Source organism: Hahella sp. HN01, assembly GCF_018986435.1.
GTDB lineage: Bacteria > Pseudomonadota > Gammaproteobacteria > Pseudomonadales > Oleiphilaceae > Hahella.
Genome location: NZ_JAHMIN010000020.1, coordinates 90,412 through 109,203, shown reverse-complemented (window position 1 = coordinate 109,203; position 18,792 = coordinate 90,412). Strand labels below are relative to the sequence as shown.

Below are 18,792 nucleotides of genomic sequence, written 5' to 3'. Positions count from 1 at the left end.
GTCCTTGGCGAAGACCTCTTTCCACCGCCTAACGCGCGGAGAAGCCGCCGTCGACGGTGATCACGCTTCCGGTGACCTGACGGGACTCGTCAGAAGCCAGCCATACAGCGCTATGGGCGATATCCTCAGGCTCGATCAGCGCATTCATGGGCTGCGCCTGCACAAAGGTGTCCTCGTGCTCGGAGACGGGCACGTGCAGGGAGCGCGCGATCTCAGACAACATGCGACCTTCAACATGGGAGGCGTCGCGAACAGACCCCGGGCATAACGCGTTGACCCGGACTTTAAGCGGGGCGTAATCAAGAGCGACGGCTTTGCTCAGACCGATGACGCCATGTTTGGCCGCCACATAGCCGGAGAAATGGCGGTAACCGACCACCCCCGCCGTGGAAGCAATGTTAATGATGCTGCCGGAGCGACGCGCCGTCATGGCGGCGCCCACTGCGCGAATCATCCGCCAGGCGCCGGAAAGATCGACGTCAATCATGGTCGTCCATTCATCTTCACTGATGTCATGGGCGATTTTTCCAGACGGTGCGGCGATGCCTGCGTTATTCAACAGCACATCAATGCGTCCGAAACGATCCAGTCCTTTTGCGACGACAGCGTTGATCTCAGCTTGTCGCGTCACGTCCGCCAAGCCGGTCAAAACCGCCACGCCCTGCTCTTCACATAATTGAGCGGTGTATTGAAGCTGGCTCTCCGATCCGAGGGGATAAGGCACGGTGGCGATATCTCTTCCAATATCCAGCAGTATCAGATCCGCCCCCTGTCTGGCGAACTCAAGGGCGCAGGCGCGCCCCAACCCTCTGGCTGCGCCGGTAACCAGCGCTACTTTTCCTTTTAGTCTCATAGTTATCTCCTTGACGACACTGCGATCCACTAATAACAAGAATTAAAGAACCGCACTTTCGATCAGGGCGATAAGCGCCTTGGGATCGTCCATCAAATACATATGGCCGCCGGGAAGCTCTTCGTGCAGGGTCTGCACGGAAGAAGCCTTGCTCCAGAGCGCTTTATCCTCAGCCGTCACCAGCTCATCGTCACTGCCGCGAATAGTCAGCACCGTGATCGGCAAGGAGTCATCCGCCAGAGGGTGATAGCTTTCATGCATCTCCACATCCGCGCGCAGCGTCGGCAACAACACTTCCCGCATGATGGGGTCTTCCAGGGCGGGATGAGAGTAGCCGGCAAATTCATTGACCCGGCGTACAAATTCATCATCCGGCAATCCAGAGGCGCGCTCTTCCCTGCTGTTCCATGGGCTTGGAGAGCCACTCACGATTAACCCCTGCACATTGGCCTTTTCCTCTCCGCACATGGCGCGCGCCAGCTCAAACGCCAGCACGGCGCCCAGGCTGTGTCCAAAAAAGACGATGGGTTTGGAGAAATCCAGCTCCGCCATTAACTCGGGCATGATTCCCTGCACCGCTTCCGCCACGTTGGTGTAGGCAGGCTCCACAAAGCGCTTCTCCCGTCCTGGCAACTGCACAGCGATCACATTGAGCTTCTCGGACAAATCCTTCCACTCGTGAAACACCGATGCGCCCGCGCCAGCGAAGGGGAGACAAACCAAGTTAACCAGAGAGACTTCTTTCATTTTCTGTATCCTTTAGTTATTACTATTTCCTTTTCCGCCGGCGCATTTATAAACGCCAGACAATAGGAGGCCATAAAGCCTGTTTAGCTTTATATAAAAATATAATGAGCGGTATTTATCGACGGACTAGAATAAGTCTATGCGAGGTTCCATATACTTCCCTTTCCACAATTAATACTTCCTGATTCCCGTTAATGTTGTCTAATTAGACAGAATATCTTTTACGCAAACCATTTAATGCTCGCCAGATTGCATGAGCATGACATAAAGAAACGTCATTAGCGTTCGCTTCCTCCGTAAAGATGCACCCATATAACCCACTGATTAGTATGGACAAAAGAGAAAACCACTCTATGCAGCGCAAGTATTGGCGCGCCTGACAGCATAATTTCCATAACGACAAGTTGATGTCATTTTTGCTACGTCCTTAAAAACAAGGCGTGGAAATTTCACTTAAACACTTAACTATACTTGTATAAACGGGATAAGAAGCGGTGGAGAGAAGAACCCGAGAGAATATAGCCGGGATAGGACATAAACGGACGGATAGAGGCCGTCCCCTTTGGCTTATAATACAACATCCTGTAATACTCGTAGTGCTGTTAATGTTTAATCAACAAAACGTGATTATATATATTTTTTTAGCCGCTTCAATCCGGTAGTCCGTATTTTTTACTATATTGCAGCGTTAGGGGAAAAAGTCGCTCTTCATGTCCCCGGTTTACTCGTTAGTCCAACCGCAATGGAAAAGTGAGCGGAAAACGTTTACCACAGAAGGGCGCATCAGCATCTCGCGGTCAATGCCGATCTCTCCTCGCCCCATTGTTCGTATTTTGTAGACAGTTTAACCATGCTTGGTGGATTTATCCTTGCTTACATCCCCAATAAACTGCTCCTGACATTGAAAAACAGGCTTTCAACCCTACACTCTGGAGACGATATATGAGCAGCAAAATCGCAGTAGTCACTGGTGGAAACCGTGGTCTGGGCAAAAACACGGTCTTGCATCTGGCGCAAAAAGGCGTGGATATCATTCTGACCTATCGCAGCAATCGCACTGAGGCGGAGGATGTCGTCAGCGAGGTGCGTCAAATGGGCCGCAAGGCGGTCGCATTGCAACTGGATGTCGCCGAAAGCAAGAGTTTCGCGGACTTTGCCAAATCAGTCGCCCAGGAACTTAGCGTCAATTGGGGCCGTGAGCAGTTCGATTACTTGGTGAATAACGCAGGGATCGGCATCCATGCGCCTTTCGCGGAAACGACGGAAGAGCAGTTTGATCAGTTAGTGAATATTCATCTGAAGGGTGTGTATTTTCTGACGCAAAAACTCCTGCCGTTTATCGCAGATGGAGGCAGAATCGTTAATATTTCCACCGGCCTCGCCCGCTTCGCCCTGCCCGGTTACTCTGCGTACGCAGCGATGAAAGGCGGCGTAGAGGTGCTGACCCGTTATATGGCGAAAGAACTTGGCGCGCGGGGCATAGCGGTGAACGTGGTAGCGCCGGGCGCCATTGAAACGGATTTCGGTCAGGGATTGGTGCGCGATAATTCGGAGATAAACAAGTTTATCGCCTCACAAACCGCACTCGGACGCGTCGGCCTACCAGACGACATTGGCGGCGTCATCGCCTCTCTGCTCTCAGAGGACAATCGTTGGATCAATGCTCAACGTATTGAAGCGTCCGGCGGGATGTTTCTCTAAGCGGTCTCAGCGGACCAGCCCAAGGGCTGGTCCAATTATGCATTCACTGTAATCTCAACAGCGTTTTCTTTGCAGAAGTCGGGCTCTATGATTGGGACGTTTCAGAATTAGATTAATGGCTCGCTATGTCCTCAATCCCGGCATCGTGGTACTACCTGTTTTTTCAGCTTCTATCCATCGCTCTCTGCACCACACTGCTCGCATTGATGCTGCAACGTTTAGGCAAATCGGAATACTTTTCCTACGCTACAGGTATTCTTAGCGCTATTTTTATCTTCTTAGCCGCGCCGAGACTCCTGGGAGTTTATGCTCGCAGCGAACAAATCACGTTGGATATGGCGATAGGGTTCATCGCCTTTTTAACCGTCGGTTTATTTGGCCTGATGTATGTCTTGGCGAGCAACGCTTTATCTTATTTAAAAGCCAAATGAGGAAAGCGCCGTTAACGCGATAATCCAACGCTGATATAGCCACACGCCATCAATACGCCAGTCGCCAGGATGGCGATATAAACTCTTTTCTTTAGTGCGTTGCGTCCTCGGGCGGAAATAAAAGCCGCCACCGGAACGAGGATTCCCATTTCAATCATCAGATTTCGCCAAAAGTAAAAATTAAGGAAATCGAGCTTTCCCGCGCTGGGCAGGAAGCCATAGTCAAAGGTGTATACAGTGTCGGTCAGCGGCCAGAATATGGGGTTCTTATGCACGCCGACACAGTAATCCATGAGCACGTGAGCCATGGAAGCGGCGCAAATCAAAAGCGGGGTGGCGTTCCTTAAGCGTCTGATGAACACATACTTCTTCAAACCCAGTCCGATGCAGGCTATCACCAGACTCGCTCCAATGGAGTGGGTATAACGGGGCGCTATATTGACGCCGAAGCACCATGTCAGCAGATAATCCAGATCGGGGCATACGACCAACCCCATAAAGAAAAAGCTCAGAAACAACCGTTCCGACTTACTTTCCGCTTTGGCGTTATCGCCAATCGCCGCTCCAATCAGAGCATGGCCGAATATAGAAGACATCGATTCAGGTTACCGCAACTCACCAGTGCTTCAGGGCGCGATTCCACTGGTACAAACACCAGGCGAACACATTATAAGTTTTGTTCAAAAGCCAACGCAGACCGGGAACTTTAGACACCTTCGCTTTCCATTGCTCCGACGACGAAACCTCCCAGATAGCGATAAAGGCTTCATATCCCACGCGCAAATCGCCATTAAGGTCGATGACATGCAGCCGCTCTCTGACAAATTCGAGATCCGCATTGAAATCTTTCACCTTATCATTGTCCAGATGCACGTCTTCCCATTCGACACCACAGACCGCTCCCTTTTTCTGCTGGAATTTAATGCCAGCATCACACACCGGACAGGCGGAGTTGTAGAAAACGCGGATTTTAGGTTCCATAGGCGTCCCGTTTACCTATCAGTCTGTATGCATCAGGACATCACCCACCAAACTACTGCTACAGCGAGTTAACACTGATCTTCATACGGATTTGCCAAAATACTTCCTGACGCGCTGCATACGCCATAGACTCTATCACCGCAGCGAAATTCAGTTTCAGACCGCCTATCTTTTATAGTAACCAGCCACCGATCTTCTAACTGATCCAGTTCTATATAAAAACCAACCCTTGATATGCAAGATTTGGTATAGAGTATTTCTTCCACTACGCATTTTGCCTTATCCATAGAGTCAATTGGCGCATCAGACTCACAGGACAAGGAGTGTGTGCTACACAAAAACAATGTGCTCAATAGCAGAAATTGGCAGCCTTTTATCACCGACAAAAACCTCTTGTTATTTAAGTTGACAGCATTGCTGCAGCCGCCCGAGCATGAGACGGTTACACTAGTAAAGCATGCCAAGCATATGGAAAAAGATCTTACGCTGGAAGCGCGTTTTAAAGCTCTGATACAGAGCGTCCCCGAGATCATGAAAACTGTTGAGGCTTGCGCCAATTATGGTTTGCCTGATTACTATCTGGCTGGCGGCGCGGTCACCCAGGCGCTCTGGAACAGCATGCTTGGAGAGGCTCCTCTAAGCAGAGTGAAGGATTTCGATGTGGTCTATTTCGCGCATGAAGCATCAGCGTTGGAAAAAGAGCATGAGAATACGCTCAACCGCCTGACTCGCCATAGCATTCCCATCGATGTTAAAAATCAGGTGTATTTACACGAATGGTATCCACGCAAGTTTGGACACGACATCCCACCCTATCAGAGCGCGGAAGCTGGTATCTCGTCCTGGCTGCCCGCATTCGCGATTGGCGTGCGAAAACAGGTTGATGATCTAAAGATATTCGCGCCTTTCGGACTGAATGACGCCATGAACATGGTTATACGTCCCAACAAGTCCGTCATGAGCGCAGCCAACTATATGACTCTGGTGGATAGTTTTAAAAAACGGTGGCCCATGATAACGACTCATCCTTGGGAAGGTTTCGATAATGCATAGCTCCACCTGGAGCCAGTCTGTTAGGATTTCGACCAACGATGCTTAATCAAACTGCTTCTTGAATTGGATCTGCATCGTTGTTGCGCCATAAATAAAGCCCGGAAATTGAGCCAGAGGCGACTTTCGCCCCGTACACGTCAAGGAAGTATCTGATATTTAACACCCATTCTCAGGAGGAGAATCTCAATGTCAGGATGCTTAGCCACCCAATTCCCAACGTCATTAATCCGGGCCGTACTTGCCCTCCCGTTGCTGTTGTACTTCTGCGCAGGGTCCTCGCTCTGTCTGGCGGAGGCTTTTGGAATCAGAATCAAGGATTCCGCCCAAAACTGGGGGATGACGCAGAACAGTTATTATTCCTTCAGTGTCCATAAAGACGCGCTCTTCGCCGGCGGACGCGCTGTGTATGGTTCTGGAGGTCCCACCGCGCGCCTGTTGCGCAGTGAAGATGGTGAGAATTGGGCGCAGGTGGACGTGCCTTTCAGCACAGATGATAACGAAGTCCGTCGGGTCTGGTCCGCCCCCGACGGATATCTCTATGCGGTAACGCAGAGCGACACGCCCAAAATCTATCGCTCGCTGAATGGGCGGCATAACTGGACGCGGGTGAAGACACTATCCGAGGCGGATGAATATGGTCGCTGGTTTGAAGCCTTTCAGGGCTGTATTTATCTGGCGGGACGCAGCGACAAACACACTGAAGCCAGGCTTTATCGTTCCTGCGATGGCGTCACCTGGAACGTAGCCGCCTCCTTCCCCGGCGTCACCGGCATTTTTTCCTTACTGGCTCACGAGAATACGCTGTACTTGACGACAGGACTCCCGTACTCAGGTGAAGTCAGCGTAATGGCGTCGAATAACGGACTAAATTGGGCGCGCGTGAATGAAACGACTTTCGCCAGCGATGAAACGCTGCATTCTCTGGTGGAATGGCAAGGCGCATTTTGGCTGGGCACATTAAACAGCACGACTGGCGGAGCTGTCTGGCGCTCAGAGGATATGCGCGTCTGGGAGAAAGTCACCGGTGACGGCATGGGAGTAGGTCTTGATGAAAAAGAGGTGTATCGGCTGTATCCCTGGGGAGACCTGCTAGTCGCAGGAACCTACAATCCGGTGGATGGTGGTCGCTTATGGGCCACAGAAAACGGTCACGACTGGGGCCAGATAGGCAGCCCCGGCGGCAACTCCGGCAGCGAATATAAAGGCGTATTTGATTTCATCGAGTTTCACGGAGCGCTTTACACCGCACACAGGGTCAGCTCCATCGCAACAAATATCCCGACTTTCCCGCAAGTCTTATTGAGGCAGTAAGTCCTTCATAATAAAGGCGGTTTAGATGTCCGCCTTTATCTCCAGCCGCTGACTTCAGCGCACAATCTCACTGGGACAAAATACTCGAATTCTGTGTCCGTCCGGGTCCTGAACGACAAAGGTATAGCCGAAGTCCATTTGCGTGGGCGCTTGTATCACCTTCGCCTGCATCGCGCTCAAGTCTTCCAACGCTGCGTCGACAGCTTCCTTGCTATCCAGCATCAGGCCAATCTCCGCGCCACCGCCGGTCATATCCGCTGCAGGCTTCACTTCCTGTTTTGCCCACAGTCCCAGCTTCCAGCCGGACTCCAATACAAACAGCGAGAAGCCTGGGGAGGATTCCACAGGAGCTTTCCCCAATACATTTGAGTAAAACGCCGTACTGACTGGCATATTGCTGACATACAAAATGATATAGCTAGGTTCTTTCATAAACGTTCTCCAAATTCGATCTATCACTGAATCCCGTTATCGGGCGAAGCTGAAGTGCTTTCTGGCTTCCATCGCTTCGTTGGAGATCATCTTAGGCAGGCATACTGCCAGTTTCTGGCAGTAGAGTTTTATTGCGGCTCCACGCCTTTGTATTCACGCCATTCCTTCAACAAGTCATGACGACGCCGGGGAATGCGAGCCTCCAGACTGTGGAGTTCACCGATACGGTCTGTGCGAAAATGGCGGAACCCTTTGCGCAGTTCGCACCATGCAACCACGACTCTGATGGTGTCGAAAAAGCCAACCGCGAATGGCCAGATGATCCGTGTGGATGGGTTACCCTCGCTGTCGCCGTATGCAATGCATAGTTTGCGCTCAGCCCGAATCGCCGCCCGCACTCTTTCCAGTATGCTGTCGTCCTCGGGTTGCGTCGCTGCGGGTCCAATCAATAGCGTGGAAGTCTCCAGCTCCTGCCGTAACTCGGCGGGGATCACCGCCGCAACTTTTGCCATCACATTACGGGCGGCTTCCCCCAACTTCGCATCGCCTCGCCGGGACACCCATCTGGAACCCAACACTAACGCCTCAATTTCTTCATCGGAGAACATCAAAGGCGGCAACATAAAGCCAGGACGCAACAGATACCCAACGCCCGGCTCCCCCTCTATATGCGCCCCCTGAGCCTGCAACGAAGCAATGTCGCGATACAACGTGCGAATACTAACGCCCAACTCAGACGCCAACTGCTTACCGCTCACCGGATAACGGTAGCGACGCAGAGTCTGCATGAGTTCAAGCAAACGTTCAGCTCGTGACAATTTTGGTGTTCCTATGAGGGGAATCTGAAAGCATGAAGCACATCCTGCCATAAACTGGCAGCTTGTGCTTAGGAGGGAAGAGATTTAGGAGGAGCTATTTGGCGTTGTTGTAGCGCGTAATCTCTTCGTTATCCCATATAGACTATTCGATTACTGTGCAGCCAACAGCACACTAATCACTGCCTCTAACAGGGCTCTCACTTTACAACCTCAAAAAGAAGTTTAACCAAGGATGATTATTTTCAAAGTTCTGAATTCCCCACATTTAGTAGCACAGCCTCGTCAACGCAGAAAGCTTATAGCCAGCAATGAGTTTTGCTTACTTTGTTTAGTTAAAGTCACGGGTAACCACAATTTCCAGGAGTATGTATGATTCCAAAATCTGGAGTAGCACTAGGAGCCTTCCCTAAAGTAGAGTTTTTTATAGGTGGTGGGGGTGACAAAGGTGATTGGATTACAAATGTGACTAGAGCAACAGGAATTATGGGAGACGTAAGGGATTATCGTGAAGGCTCCTCTTCAGGTATCACCTGCTATTATTATGGTCACGAGGATCAAGACCTAGTACTTTCTATGATAAAAGGGAATTGGCGTTCAGGAGCCTTTAAAAGCATTAGGCTGACTGGCCACAGTTGGGGCGGACAAGCAGTAATGGATCTCACACAAGATCTATTTCACGCAAGTATTCCAGTCGACGAACTAATTACTTTAGACCCGGTCTCGATGTTTCCATTTAGCAAAGTCATTGCTGGAAAGTGGGTCAATGTCTACTGTAAACAGTCAATTATGGATAACACTATTGGCGCTGTCCCAGTAATCGGAAATGCTGTGAGCGCCTTAACTAGCTGGGTTGGCCAAGCAGGAGAAGACACAAACAGCAGTGACTATATAGCTAATGTTGGAGGCCAATTAGGCAGTGAGAACGGAGCCCATAATATAGAAATGAATATAACTCATGCGGATGCTATGCATATGTACAAAAAAGCAAGAGCAGAAATGGCAAACGCACCATTAAATCCTAAAGCTATAGGAATAAGATAATGAGACTACTTTTACTGCTTTCTCTCTCCACCTTCTTGTTAGGTTGCGCCACTGAAAAGCTTCATTTAAGTAACGCCAAACTGTTCCCAGTAGAAGTCATGAGCACAAAAGAGTATTCCGAAGGTGACCCGTATCTATTTACAGGTACATATCTGGCATTGAAGTTTGACTCTGACACACCTATAGACATAGAAGATTTTCTCAATCAATTCAGAGCATCTGTAATAAAAGACGACGACGAAATTGAATTTTCGAATGGCATATTAGACGGTGGCGACCGTCACTATATGAGCTTTCACAAAGGTTTAATGTCATTAGAAAACACTGATTTTGACCGCATAGACTTCCAGCTTAGGTACGACCCAATGCTGACTCCAGACTACACGAGCAATGTTATTTCTTTTACAAAGGAAGAAGTATTAGAAGCGACAAGAAAACCAGTTATAGAGTATTAATAATACTCTTAAATAGCGGGCAAATATTCGCACGTTATTCTCGATCATCTAGGGAGCCTCTGAAAAACGTTGGCGAGGCCGCCAGTGCAAGGAAAAAGTCGGCGAAAAAGCGCAGTTTATCGTGAATAAATGAGCATTTTGAGCCGACTTTTGACGCCGTAATGGCGGCCGCAGGTAGTTTTCCAGATGTTCCCTAGCAAGAACATCCAACTCAACAACAAAGTTAACGCCCTGAAAGAAGCGCAGATATAACTCGACTTTGTGCGTCCCACTTAGCAAAAAAGACGAAGTGTACTTGACTACTTTGTTAGATCTTTGATGCTAATTGCGCGTAGATTGGAATCATGAGCCAGAAGCCGCCGAAGATACCGTTTTTTAACACCGAACCATGTGCATATTTTGAGCTTGAACCGAAATAGGCTGCAAAGAGCAAAATAATAGCAGCCAAGAACAAAACCCAAAACATACTTAGCCACATGCCGATACCGAGAATGGATATGCAGAAAATGCTGCCGAAGAAAAACCATTTTGATTCGGACTTTTTATTGGTGCGTAAACAGGTATACCAATACAACCCTGTATAGAGAAACAAAGCTACTACAGATAGGATGATAGTTTCCATTGGAAGGCGCATCACGTCTGGCTCAACGGTGGAGTCGCAAAACTCATTGGCTTATCCAGGGTTTTACTCGACCCGGCAAAAGTACTCATAGAATTCCCACTTACCATCCTTGATTGAGTAACAATCACCATCCAGGGTAATAATTCGAATTGAATGCTCAGGTGCGCCTTCTCCTGGGTATTCCATACTAAATTGCTTATCAGAAACCTTATGAATTACGTGAGGAATGAATTCAAGATTTTCTGGCTTTTCGTCAACAAAATACGCTATAGATTCGTTTTCCCTGGATACCACTATCAATTTCCCGAAAAATCCACTTCTAAAGAACGCACGAGTTTTTTCCGGAATTCCAGGTGCGGCCTCCATGCTACGCAGCGTCATCTCTTCGTTTGATTGCCATGTTCCTACTAGATCGCTAACTTCGTAGGCTGCCGCCAGCGGAGAAAAAATAATACATTGAACTAAAATCGCTCTTTGAATGATTTTACTCATAACTCTTCAATCAACCGAAACGTCATCAGTTTTGTGCATTGACTTTATACGAGGCTATTGGCTCCTCCCTCAAACTCCGACCAATAATCATTGCAACACCAATTGTTATCACTGTAACTGGAAAGTCGATAACCCATAATGGAGAAACAAACCACTCCCCCATTAATATGGACGTAATGATAACGCCAAGTAGGTCACTTATCGAAACTGCCGCTATCAAATGAAAAATCGTATAGCGAACTTGGACTTTAGCGTAGTAGGAAAGCACCAGCAAACACACCAAATTTATCGGTAGATATTGATAGAATAAAAAGTCCAACGAAGACTGGCTTGCCAAATCCTCCCCCCAAAGCACTGTGTAAGCCGCGGACATTGAGACACCCACTACAAAGAGAATCAACGAATATTTAAGAATACTAAGAAAGTTCAAGGTGACTCCCGCCACATAACGTTTATATATCGCGCATACGCGCCTTTTGATTTCAAGGCGCTAAAGATACCTTCTCCAGGCTACTGAATCCAGCGTACGGCCGGCCAGACATTCACGGCTTTATTCACGAAAAGCCGTGAAGTCGTTTGGCCGAGGTATTCACTGAGTTTAGAGCGGATAGAGGTCTTGTGGCGAAAGCGATTCAGAATAACGACCTCTATGACCCCATGTTGGAAAATACAACGAAGTTCTGGAGGCGCCTGTAGGAAACTGAAGCATGCAGATTCCTTCAGGCGCTTGTAGGCGGAGGGTGTTCTATAGACGCTTGCGAATGATGTCAAAGAGCGCGCTGGATTCGCGCTTTATAGGATCGGGTTCACCCTTCTCCATGGCGTCCCAGTATTTCCAGTTCACCTTCTTCGTTCCGAGTTCGTAATCCATCTGATCCCAGCTGTCCTCCCGAAACGCATAGAAAGCCCAATGCAGATTAAGGCTGTCAGCGGCTTCAAGAACATCCTTCAGATATTCGCCACAACCGGGAATCGTTCTGGCGCAGCCAAACTCTCCCATCACCATCCGATTTATCGGGACTCCCGACTTTTTCGCCCAGTTAATGGGTTGTGAAATATAAGCGGCTAGTTGCTGCGGGCCCCAATGCGACGTTTTCTCCCCAAATGGAATATCGCCTGGATACACATAGCGGTCTTCTCTATTAATGTTGGGAGAGCTGGTAAAGTCATAGGGCTCATACATATGGAAGGAATAAAGAATGTTTGAATCTTCGAGCCCGGATGGCCAGTAGGAAAAAGCATCCGCAGCAGCGTACCAGCCGGCATCCAGCATCACCGTTACGTTCGGATCAACCTGTCGTATCGTTTTGACCAATGATTGATAGAACAAGCGCAGGTCACGGGAGCTTCCCCGACTCTTCTTATACCACTGCACCATTGCGTCAGAATCGGCATGCTCTTTCAGGTCGCTATTACGTTCCGGGGCAGGTTCGTTGACGAGGTTGAAAGCTGCAATGGCCGGGTGCCCTTTCAAGGCTGTCGCGAGATCTTTCCAGAAGCGACTGGCGTCGTTCCAATTATTTTTGTCCGACCAGATCCGGTCATCAAAAACATCATTATTGTTCTGCGACCAGCGCATATTGGGCAAAGACAATGGAGCAATGACCACTTTCAGATTCGCCTTGTGCGCCCGGTCCAGCACCTGCTTCAGTTGCGCCAGATCGGTGCTGTTCAGGGACTGGTAATGATCCGCATCGCCGATCAGAAAGTCCCGACCTTCAGAAGGCCACTTGTCATATGCCAACCTAACCCAGGTCGCACCATAGGCAGCGAGAGCGTCAAAGTATTCCTGAGTCGGTGGAAGCCGGTTAAAGCTGTTTGCGCCATGCTGCGGGGAGTCCCAGAAATTCGCCGTTTCAGCTTTGATGACACAGGAAAATAGAATGAGTGAAACAAATACAACGCGTCGAAGCACCAATTAAAATCTCCATGTTTCTAAAATAGGGCGACAATAAAGAGCGAAAGATAGAAGAATTCTCCCTATTTAAATATCGGTATTTCTGCTGCTTCTTGGCGAAAATTCACCAGGATCTACTCATTTTTATTAACTGTCAGCAATAAATGAAAACAGGAAGAATAATTGAAACACAATGTCATCTTTATCAAGTCGTGAATGCTTGTCAGAGGATTACAGAAGAGGATCTGGCGGAATGACTACGGTTGGAAATGCTTTATGACTTTACTCTATCAAGCCCAACCGTTTATTTGTCGCTATTTTTTCCAAATTTAGGCTTTCCAGCCTTTGCAAGAAGGCCGACGATTGTTATCACAAGCATCGCAACAAAAGTGTATTGTCCTAATACCTGAAAGATCCCCCAAGCCGAGCCGCCGCCACTAGACAGCCCACCAGGAATAATAGATTTTTCGCCATTACACATACCTTGTTGATGAAATTTTCGCCATCACATAAATACTATATGATGAGGATTCCAAAGGATGACGTTATCGACGTTAAAAAAGTAGAGCGCCTGCGCTTGAGAGTATAATCTTCAGAGGTCGAACAGCCATTTTATGATAAGATCGGCAACTATAGAATATAACAGATCAATTAAGTAACTAAGACAGGTATCGGATGGATTATTCAGAAGAGAGCGCAACGACTCATGATAAAGAAAAACTAGCCGCTCTCTATGTGAGATCACTCAAAGAAAGCTTAACAACTATAAACCGTTTCAATCCAGAAAATTTAAATCGGCAATTTCTGGAATATTATGATGAGTTTTGCTTTACAAAAATACTGGTAAAAAGTGAAGTTGTTGGCTTATATAGCACTAAAAACATGCCCGACCACATTTGGCTAGTTCACTTATATATTGATCCTAAATACCAGTCGATGGGCATTGGGACAAATATCCTGAACAACATCATTCGAGAAGCTAAAGATAAGATGCTTCCTGTGCGACTAGCCACGATAGAAAAGAGCCCTGCCAATAATTTTTACATCAAAAATGGTTTTAAGCTGGATTATTCGGAAGACACCAACAATCACTACATCTATGAAGACTTATAGACCGTAATCGATTAAGCTCAGCCACAGCACTTAAAATAAGGCCATGTTATTACTCATACTTCCGATGTATTAGATCACACAAACCTTCTTCTTTAAGTGCTTTTTAACCCTCATGGGATTGCCCCCTAGCTTGATCGCGCCACATGTCCCTAGATGCGCCTGAGATTGAAGTGTCAGGCGTGGCGTATGGCGTTGCCCATATACTCAACAGATGACTTTTCACGCGATTTGATAGCAACAATTCCTATGCGAGCTGTGAGAAGCTTTTCTGCCCTGATTTGACGGCGCCACTCCATTGCTGAGAGTGTTGCAGCAGCCAGAAATAGGAACGTAAGAGATGCTACAAGACGAATATTATGTCATCGAACGGGAAAACAACGACGACTACCCTTTGTTTTCCTGGGACCAGGAAAGCGGCCCCTATGGAGGTGGAAAGGCGGTTAACTCCCCGGCTCCCGTCCATCTAGCTTTGGGTGAGCCCATTTCCGCTAGTTTCAAATGGGTCGACTATCACGCCCTACCCAGTCCAGTGGTGTCAGAACCTCTTGCAGAGATTCTAGCAGGATTAAACATCTACGGGGTGGAGCTTGTACCGGCCCTAGTGCGCAACCCAAAAGACTTTGACGAGCCAGTTAAGAAATACTGCTTAGTACATATCTGGAACAGGATTGCATGCCTTGATAAGACCAAATCAGTTATCCGGACCAACAAAGCTGGCACACGAATTTTTTCAATCGACCAGATGGTCTTGGATGAGAGCGTCCTCAAGGATATCGAGGAAGATAAACGACTGGTTTTCGAGTTAGATGAAAAGGCGGCTATCTTCCTTGTTCACCAGAAGGTTAAAGACGCCATTCTTTCCATTTCGCCCAAAGGATGCCGATTCTTCAAGGCAAGCGATTGGAATAGCTCAAGCTCTTTCGATTAATAACAATCTGGCCATACCCATTTTCCCATTAAATGGATGACAAGACGCACGGATGCTGAACCTACTTTTCCACCTCATACCTGTTGTTGCCGGCGCTGCAGCTCAAGCCGCCACCTGTCTTCACGACTCATTGAAGCGGACTCGTCCCACCTGTCATATCAAATCGGTAAATTGAACCGTGCTACTCCAATCCAGCAACAGGAAACCCGCCTTTTCCTTCTGACGATACCCGCGATTTTATAGAGCTTACCTGGGTGTTACTGCAAAGGATCTGGCGGGATTGCCACTATTACTTAAAGGCAGGAGTAATGCTTCGTGACTTTTCTCCAACCGAAGAGCCAGTTAATCAATCCGGAAACCGCGTGCCTTGGCTCTTTTGATTTGCTCTTCCGTCAAAGGCGGTTCGTCATCCGATTTCCAAAAGTATGGGAGCTTTTTCGCTACTTCATTCAAGGGAATAAATCCTTTGATCTTGTCACCTTCGGATACACTGTCCCACCCATCAACGGGGTTCCAGTATGACGCAGATATTGTAGCCATCCCGTATGTTTCAACCGCAATGATATACACTCCCTGCTCTTTCGGGGTATCACCTACAGTCCACTGAATATCTTCAAACATGAGACTCTCCATCAATATTTCAGCCTGAACTTTTCCGCTTCACATCCATATTCCCATAGCCTCGTGGTTTCCCTTTCAAGAAACTCATGCGCCCCTGCCAAACCATGGTAATGAGAAAGCAGTGATTATCAAGAATGGCCCTCCGGGAATAAATCGGCACAGAAGAATGAATCATAGGAAGGTTTCTCCTGCTTATATTACTCAATCGTCTGATATTCCAGAGGTTATCTAGTTAAAACAACAATCGTCCGTATGGAGATACAAAGAAATACGATTATTAGTAGAAAATAAAGCCAATAACGGAAGGGCCTTTGTCTTCTTTCAAAGACGGCAGAAAAAAAGTATGCCTTCCCAGATTTATGGGTAGAGTAAAGATCATAAAGAGAAACGAAAAAAACAACTACTGCTGCAGGAATGTAGGCCATAGCCACTGAAGCGCCGCCCATATTCACCGCCCCAAAGGCTACATTATAAGAAACGACAAAAGCGATATTGGCTGTAAGCAGCGGTTTTAGCATAGTTTCAAGCTTGCATTCAGATTAGGACTCATCGGCACATTAGTCGATTATAGCCAATCATAGCCCTACAACTCTGGGGATTGCTTTAGCTCATACTGATAAGGCCACATAGTGTCGAAGTCAGGCAAATCGCACTATATGGTGAGTAATTGAGCCTATTTTTTTGCCATGAGAGCTGGAAATGGCACTCAATATCTCAAATTCGCTGCAATACCCACAATGCCATGGTTTCCGGGAATTATCTGCTACAGAGTATTTCCCTAAGATCGTATTTCAAGCAATTTCCTGCCGCTTTAATAAAACCTCAAGCAAGAAACGAAGGGAGATTCCCCCTAGTGCCCGGCCCTCTGAATGTTTCCCCAAGAAAGTCGAACGCGTCTTTCAACAAGTTATATAGATTACACATATAATCCCCCTAACAAACAGGAGGATGCGTGATGCCTGAATATCCTGACATTACTGTCTATATCGATGCGTTGGAGCGGCGTATTCTTGGCCAGGTGTTGGAGTCGGTGGAGTTGCATAGTTATTTTCTGTTGCGGACGGCGGAGCCGTCTTTGGAGGCGGTGGTTGGCGGGAAGGTGACGCAGTTGCGGCGGATTGGTAAGCGTATCGCCATTGGCTTTGATAATGATGTCTGGATGGTGTTTCACCTGATGATCGCGGGGCGGTTGCATTGGCGCGAGGCGGGTAAGAAAGCGCCGGGAAAAAATGCGTTGATCAGCTTGCAGTTCCCTAATGGCGTTTTGTTTTTGACGGAAGCGGGAACGAAGAAACGCGCGTCGCTGCATCTTGTCAGAGAGGAAGCAGGCTTGGCGCAGATCAATCCGGGCGGTCTGGAGATATTGGAGTCGGATCTTGCCGCGTTCCAACAGGCGTTGACCCGCAATAACCACACATTAAAAAGAGCGCTGACTGATCCGCATATTTTCAGCGGCGTCGGCAACGCTTATTCCGATGAAATTCTGCATGCGGCCAGACTGTCTCCCATCGCGCAAACTCAAAAGCTGAGTCCAGAAGAGATAGAGCGGCTGTATCAGGCGTGCCGCACTAGTTTGACCACCTGGACGCAGCGTTTGCGCGACCAGTATGGCGACGCCTTTCCAGAAAAAGTCACCGCCTTTCGCGAAGACATGGCGGTGCATGGTCGTTACAACCTTCCCTGCCCGGTCTGTGGCGGAGCCGTACAACGCATTCGCTATGCGACCAACGAGACCAACTATTGCCCTGACTGCCAGACAGAAGGACGCTTACTGGCGGATCGGGCGTTGTCCCGTCTGTTGAAAAAAGACTGGCCAAGAAGCGTTGAGGAACTGGAGAAAATTCGCGGCAAAAACGATCACTGAATAAAGCCGCCATGGCCGCCAATCGGTCGTTGGGGTCATTGCCAAAACTTCTCGGTCGGCTAAACTTTCGGCATGGATTCACCATTAACCAGGCTTCGCCCGTCTCCGCAGGGCAATGACCCAATAACAAGGACTCAGTATGCCGCAAGACCAGCTCGCGCCCAATTGGACGCTAACCCCAACATCCGGACTGCAAATCAACACCACCGCCATTTCCGCCAACGGCGCGCAACTTATCACCGGTACGTCCTCCGAATATGGAGAGAGTAGCGACTTCGCCATTTACAGCTACGCCACCGACGGCTCCGCGCCGTCACTACAGTGGAGCGATCCACTGGGCGACAACGTCACCCAGGGCGTGTTCTGGGTCGCGGTCTCCGGCAACGGCGCTTACGCGGCCGCTGGCGGACAATACGGCAGCGGCAACGGCTTTCTGCGCACTTACAATGTCGGCGTCGGCGTCTCCAGCCGTCAGGAATTCAGCGTAGACAGCCGCATCAATGAAGTAGAAATCAGTTACGACGGCTCCACCATTATCGCCGTGGAAGGCGCCAACGCCTTGCTGCTGACTCTCAACGGACAAAGTTATAGCGACTCCCAAACCAACGTCAGCGAATCCTATTTACGCAGTTGCGGCGTCTGCAACACCGGCGAAATTGTGGTGGTGGGCGGCGAACTGGACAGCTATTCGGAGAGCGTCGAATTCGCCCGCGGACGTAAACCGGCGAAACGTGCGGAAGTCAGCTCCACCGGACTGGTTATCCTCTACGCCAATCAAAGCGGAGCCCTGGTGGAATACGGCCGCTTTCATACCGCCACCGGCGTTCTGCGCGTGGTCATCAGCGCTGACGGAGGCTACTTCGCCGCTTCCACCAAGAACGGCTACGTTTATCTGTTCGCCACCCCGGACAGCCCTGTCAGCGGCCTCACGCCCCTCTGGTCCTACACGCCTTCCGACCAGTCTCTGGGACTGACTTACGCCCTGGCTATCGCCAATGTCAACGGACAGGTCTATGTCGGCGCCGGCGGCAATTACGACGGCTCCGGCGCGACCAAAGCCGCCTCTGACAGCCCCGGCTTCGGTTTCGCCTATATGTTGAAGAACGCCGGCGATTCCGGGGAATACTACCCGCAACGCCTGTGGATCAATCAGCTGGAGTATTGCCCCAACCCAGGCATGAATATGGACGCCAACGCGCAGTATGTGACCTCCGCCGACGGCGAGCCCATCTTCAGCGACAGCAACTCTTCGCCGCAGGAAGAAACGCCCGGCAACTTCTATCTGTTTAACGCGCAAACCGGCGAGTTGTACTGGAAATACGCCACCTCGCTAATGAACTGGCCCATGTCCATCAACGCCGAGGGCACCGCCGTCTTCGCTGGCAGCGATGACGGCAGCGTGTATTACTGGGGCAGCCCAGCGCTCTGATTG

22 protein-coding genes are annotated in these 18,792 nt (G+C 49.1%); 11 read left to right on the top strand and 11 right to left on the bottom strand.

Features of this window, described 5'->3' with window-relative positions; translation table 11 throughout:
• Window positions 1–28: 28 nt before the first annotated feature.
• Together KP814_RS19515 and KP814_RS19510 are read right to left on the bottom strand one after the other, a co-directional pair.
• The gene (locus tag KP814_RS19515; protein ID WP_216738335.1) at window positions 29–853 is read right to left on the bottom strand and encodes an SDR family oxidoreductase; all 825 of its coding nucleotides are present in this window, start codon (window positions 851–853) and stop codon (window positions 29–31) included.
• Between the two features lie 42 nt (window positions 854–895).
• On the bottom strand, window positions 896–1,600 hold the full coding sequence (locus tag KP814_RS19510) for a thioesterase II family protein (protein WP_216738334.1): 705 nt from the start codon (window positions 1,598–1,600) through the stop codon (window positions 896–898).
• Between the two features lie 942 nt (window positions 1,601–2,542).
• Here KP814_RS19510 and KP814_RS19505 point away from each other — a divergent pair.
• Entirely contained in the window at window positions 2,543–3,301 is a 759-nt protein-coding gene (locus KP814_RS19505; RefSeq protein ID WP_216738333.1) for an SDR family NAD(P)-dependent oxidoreductase, read from the top strand.
• 125 nt (window positions 3,302–3,426) lie between these two features.
• Window positions 3,427–3,732 carry a hypothetical protein gene (locus KP814_RS19500; protein WP_216738332.1) on the top strand — a complete coding sequence of 102 codons (306 nt, stop codon included), beginning with the start codon at window positions 3,427–3,429 and terminating at the stop codon, window positions 3,730–3,732.
• An 11-nt stretch (window positions 3,733–3,743) separates the two neighbouring features.
• Here KP814_RS19500 and KP814_RS19495 read toward each other — a convergent pair whose 3' ends face one another.
• A complete protein-coding gene (locus KP814_RS19495; protein WP_216738331.1) occupies window positions 3,744–4,328 on the bottom strand; it encodes a metal-dependent hydrolase in 585 nt (194 codons plus the stop codon).
• A 19-nt stretch (window positions 4,329–4,347) separates the two neighbouring features.
• Complete coding sequence (locus KP814_RS19490; protein WP_253938489.1) at window positions 4,348–4,713, bottom strand: DUF393 domain-containing protein; 366 nt, start codon at window positions 4,711–4,713, stop codon at window positions 4,348–4,350.
• Between the two features lie 468 nt (window positions 4,714–5,181).
• On the opposite strand from KP814_RS19490, the gene KP814_RS19485 reads away from it, so the two are divergent.
• Window positions 5,182–5,766 carry a nucleotidyltransferase family protein gene (locus KP814_RS19485; RefSeq protein WP_216738330.1) on the top strand — a complete coding sequence of 195 codons (585 nt, stop codon included), beginning with the start codon at window positions 5,182–5,184 and terminating at the stop codon, window positions 5,764–5,766.
• Between the two features lie 186 nt (window positions 5,767–5,952).
• Window positions 5,953–7,077, top strand: coding sequence for a hypothetical protein (locus KP814_RS19480; RefSeq protein WP_216738329.1), 1,125 nt, complete (start codon window positions 5,953–5,955; stop codon window positions 7,075–7,077).
• Window positions 7,078–7,131: 54 nt separating this feature from the next.
• On the opposite strand, the gene KP814_RS19475 is transcribed toward KP814_RS19480, so the two are convergent.
• The gene (locus KP814_RS19475; RefSeq protein WP_216738328.1) at window positions 7,132–7,509 is read right to left on the bottom strand and encodes a VOC family protein; all 378 of its coding nucleotides are present in this window, start codon (window positions 7,507–7,509) and stop codon (window positions 7,132–7,134) included.
• A 128-nt stretch (window positions 7,510–7,637) separates the two neighbouring features.
• Window positions 7,638–8,327: a YafY family protein gene (locus KP814_RS19470; protein ID WP_216738327.1), complete on the bottom strand. Its 690-nt coding sequence runs from the start codon at window positions 8,325–8,327 to the stop codon at window positions 7,638–7,640.
• A gap of 369 nt (window positions 8,328–8,696) precedes the next feature.
• Between KP814_RS19470 and KP814_RS19465 the strand changes: the two genes are divergently transcribed.
• Window positions 8,697–9,368 (top strand): hypothetical protein, encoded by a 672-nt coding sequence (locus KP814_RS19465; protein ID WP_216738326.1) that lies wholly within the window; start codon window positions 8,697–8,699, stop codon window positions 9,366–9,368.
• On the top strand, window positions 9,368–9,823 hold the full coding sequence (locus tag KP814_RS19460; RefSeq protein WP_216738325.1) for a hypothetical protein: 456 nt from the start codon (window positions 9,368–9,370) through the stop codon (window positions 9,821–9,823). The genes KP814_RS19465 and KP814_RS19460 overlap by 1 nt, the downstream gene beginning before the upstream one ends.
• 307 nt (window positions 9,824–10,130) lie before the next feature.
• Here the strand turns inward: KP814_RS19460 and KP814_RS19455 are convergent, their stop codons facing one another.
• From KP814_RS19455 to KP814_RS19445, 3 genes are all read right to left on the bottom strand, one after another.
• Window positions 10,131–10,445, bottom strand: a complete 315-nt coding sequence (locus KP814_RS19455) for a hypothetical protein (RefSeq protein ID WP_216738324.1) — start codon at window positions 10,443–10,445, stop codon at window positions 10,131–10,133.
• A 63-nt stretch (window positions 10,446–10,508) separates the two neighbouring features.
• Window positions 10,509–10,937: a hypothetical protein gene (locus KP814_RS19450; RefSeq protein WP_216738323.1), complete on the bottom strand. Its 429-nt coding sequence runs from the start codon at window positions 10,935–10,937 to the stop codon at window positions 10,509–10,511.
• A gap of 745 nt (window positions 10,938–11,682) precedes the next feature.
• Window positions 11,683–12,852, bottom strand: coding sequence for a cellulase family glycosylhydrolase (locus KP814_RS19445; RefSeq protein WP_216738322.1), 1,170 nt, complete (start codon window positions 12,850–12,852; stop codon window positions 11,683–11,685).
• A gap of 657 nt (window positions 12,853–13,509) precedes the next feature.
• Here KP814_RS19445 and KP814_RS19440 point away from each other — a divergent pair.
• The 3 genes from KP814_RS19440 (at window position 13,510) to KP814_RS33450 (ending at window position 15,255) form a co-directional block, all read left to right on the top strand.
• Window positions 13,510–13,947, top strand: a complete 438-nt coding sequence (locus KP814_RS19440) for an N-acetyltransferase (protein ID WP_216738321.1) — start codon at window positions 13,510–13,512, stop codon at window positions 13,945–13,947.
• A 337-nt stretch (window positions 13,948–14,284) separates the two neighbouring features.
• Window positions 14,285–14,875, top strand: a complete 591-nt coding sequence (locus KP814_RS19435; protein ID WP_216738320.1) for an imm11 family protein — start codon at window positions 14,285–14,287, stop codon at window positions 14,873–14,875.
• 170 nt (window positions 14,876–15,045) lie between these two features.
• Window positions 15,046–15,255 carry a hypothetical protein gene (locus KP814_RS33450; protein WP_371824071.1) on the top strand — a complete coding sequence of 70 codons (210 nt, stop codon included), beginning with the start codon at window positions 15,046–15,048 and terminating at the stop codon, window positions 15,253–15,255.
• On the opposite strand, the gene KP814_RS19430 is transcribed toward KP814_RS33450, so the two are convergent.
• Together KP814_RS19430 and KP814_RS19425 are read right to left on the bottom strand one after the other, a co-directional pair.
• Window positions 15,218–15,496, bottom strand: a complete 279-nt coding sequence (locus KP814_RS19430; RefSeq protein ID WP_216738319.1) for a hypothetical protein — start codon at window positions 15,494–15,496, stop codon at window positions 15,218–15,220. The genes KP814_RS33450 and KP814_RS19430 overlap by 38 nt on opposite strands.
• Before the next feature lie 224 nt (window positions 15,497–15,720).
• Complete coding sequence (locus tag KP814_RS19425) at window positions 15,721–16,014, bottom strand: hypothetical protein (RefSeq protein ID WP_216738318.1); 294 nt, start codon at window positions 16,012–16,014, stop codon at window positions 15,721–15,723.
• Window positions 16,015–16,451: 437 nt separating this feature from the next.
• Between KP814_RS19425 and KP814_RS19420 the strand changes: the two genes are divergently transcribed.
• A complete protein-coding gene (locus KP814_RS19420) occupies window positions 16,452–17,360 on the top strand; it encodes an Fpg/Nei family DNA glycosylase (protein ID WP_216738317.1) in 909 nt (302 codons plus the stop codon).
• A gap of 139 nt (window positions 17,361–17,499) precedes the next feature.
• Window positions 17,500–18,789, top strand: coding sequence for a hypothetical protein (locus tag KP814_RS19415; RefSeq protein WP_216738316.1), 1,290 nt, complete (start codon window positions 17,500–17,502; stop codon window positions 18,787–18,789).
• Window positions 18,790–18,792: the final 3 nt, after the last annotated feature.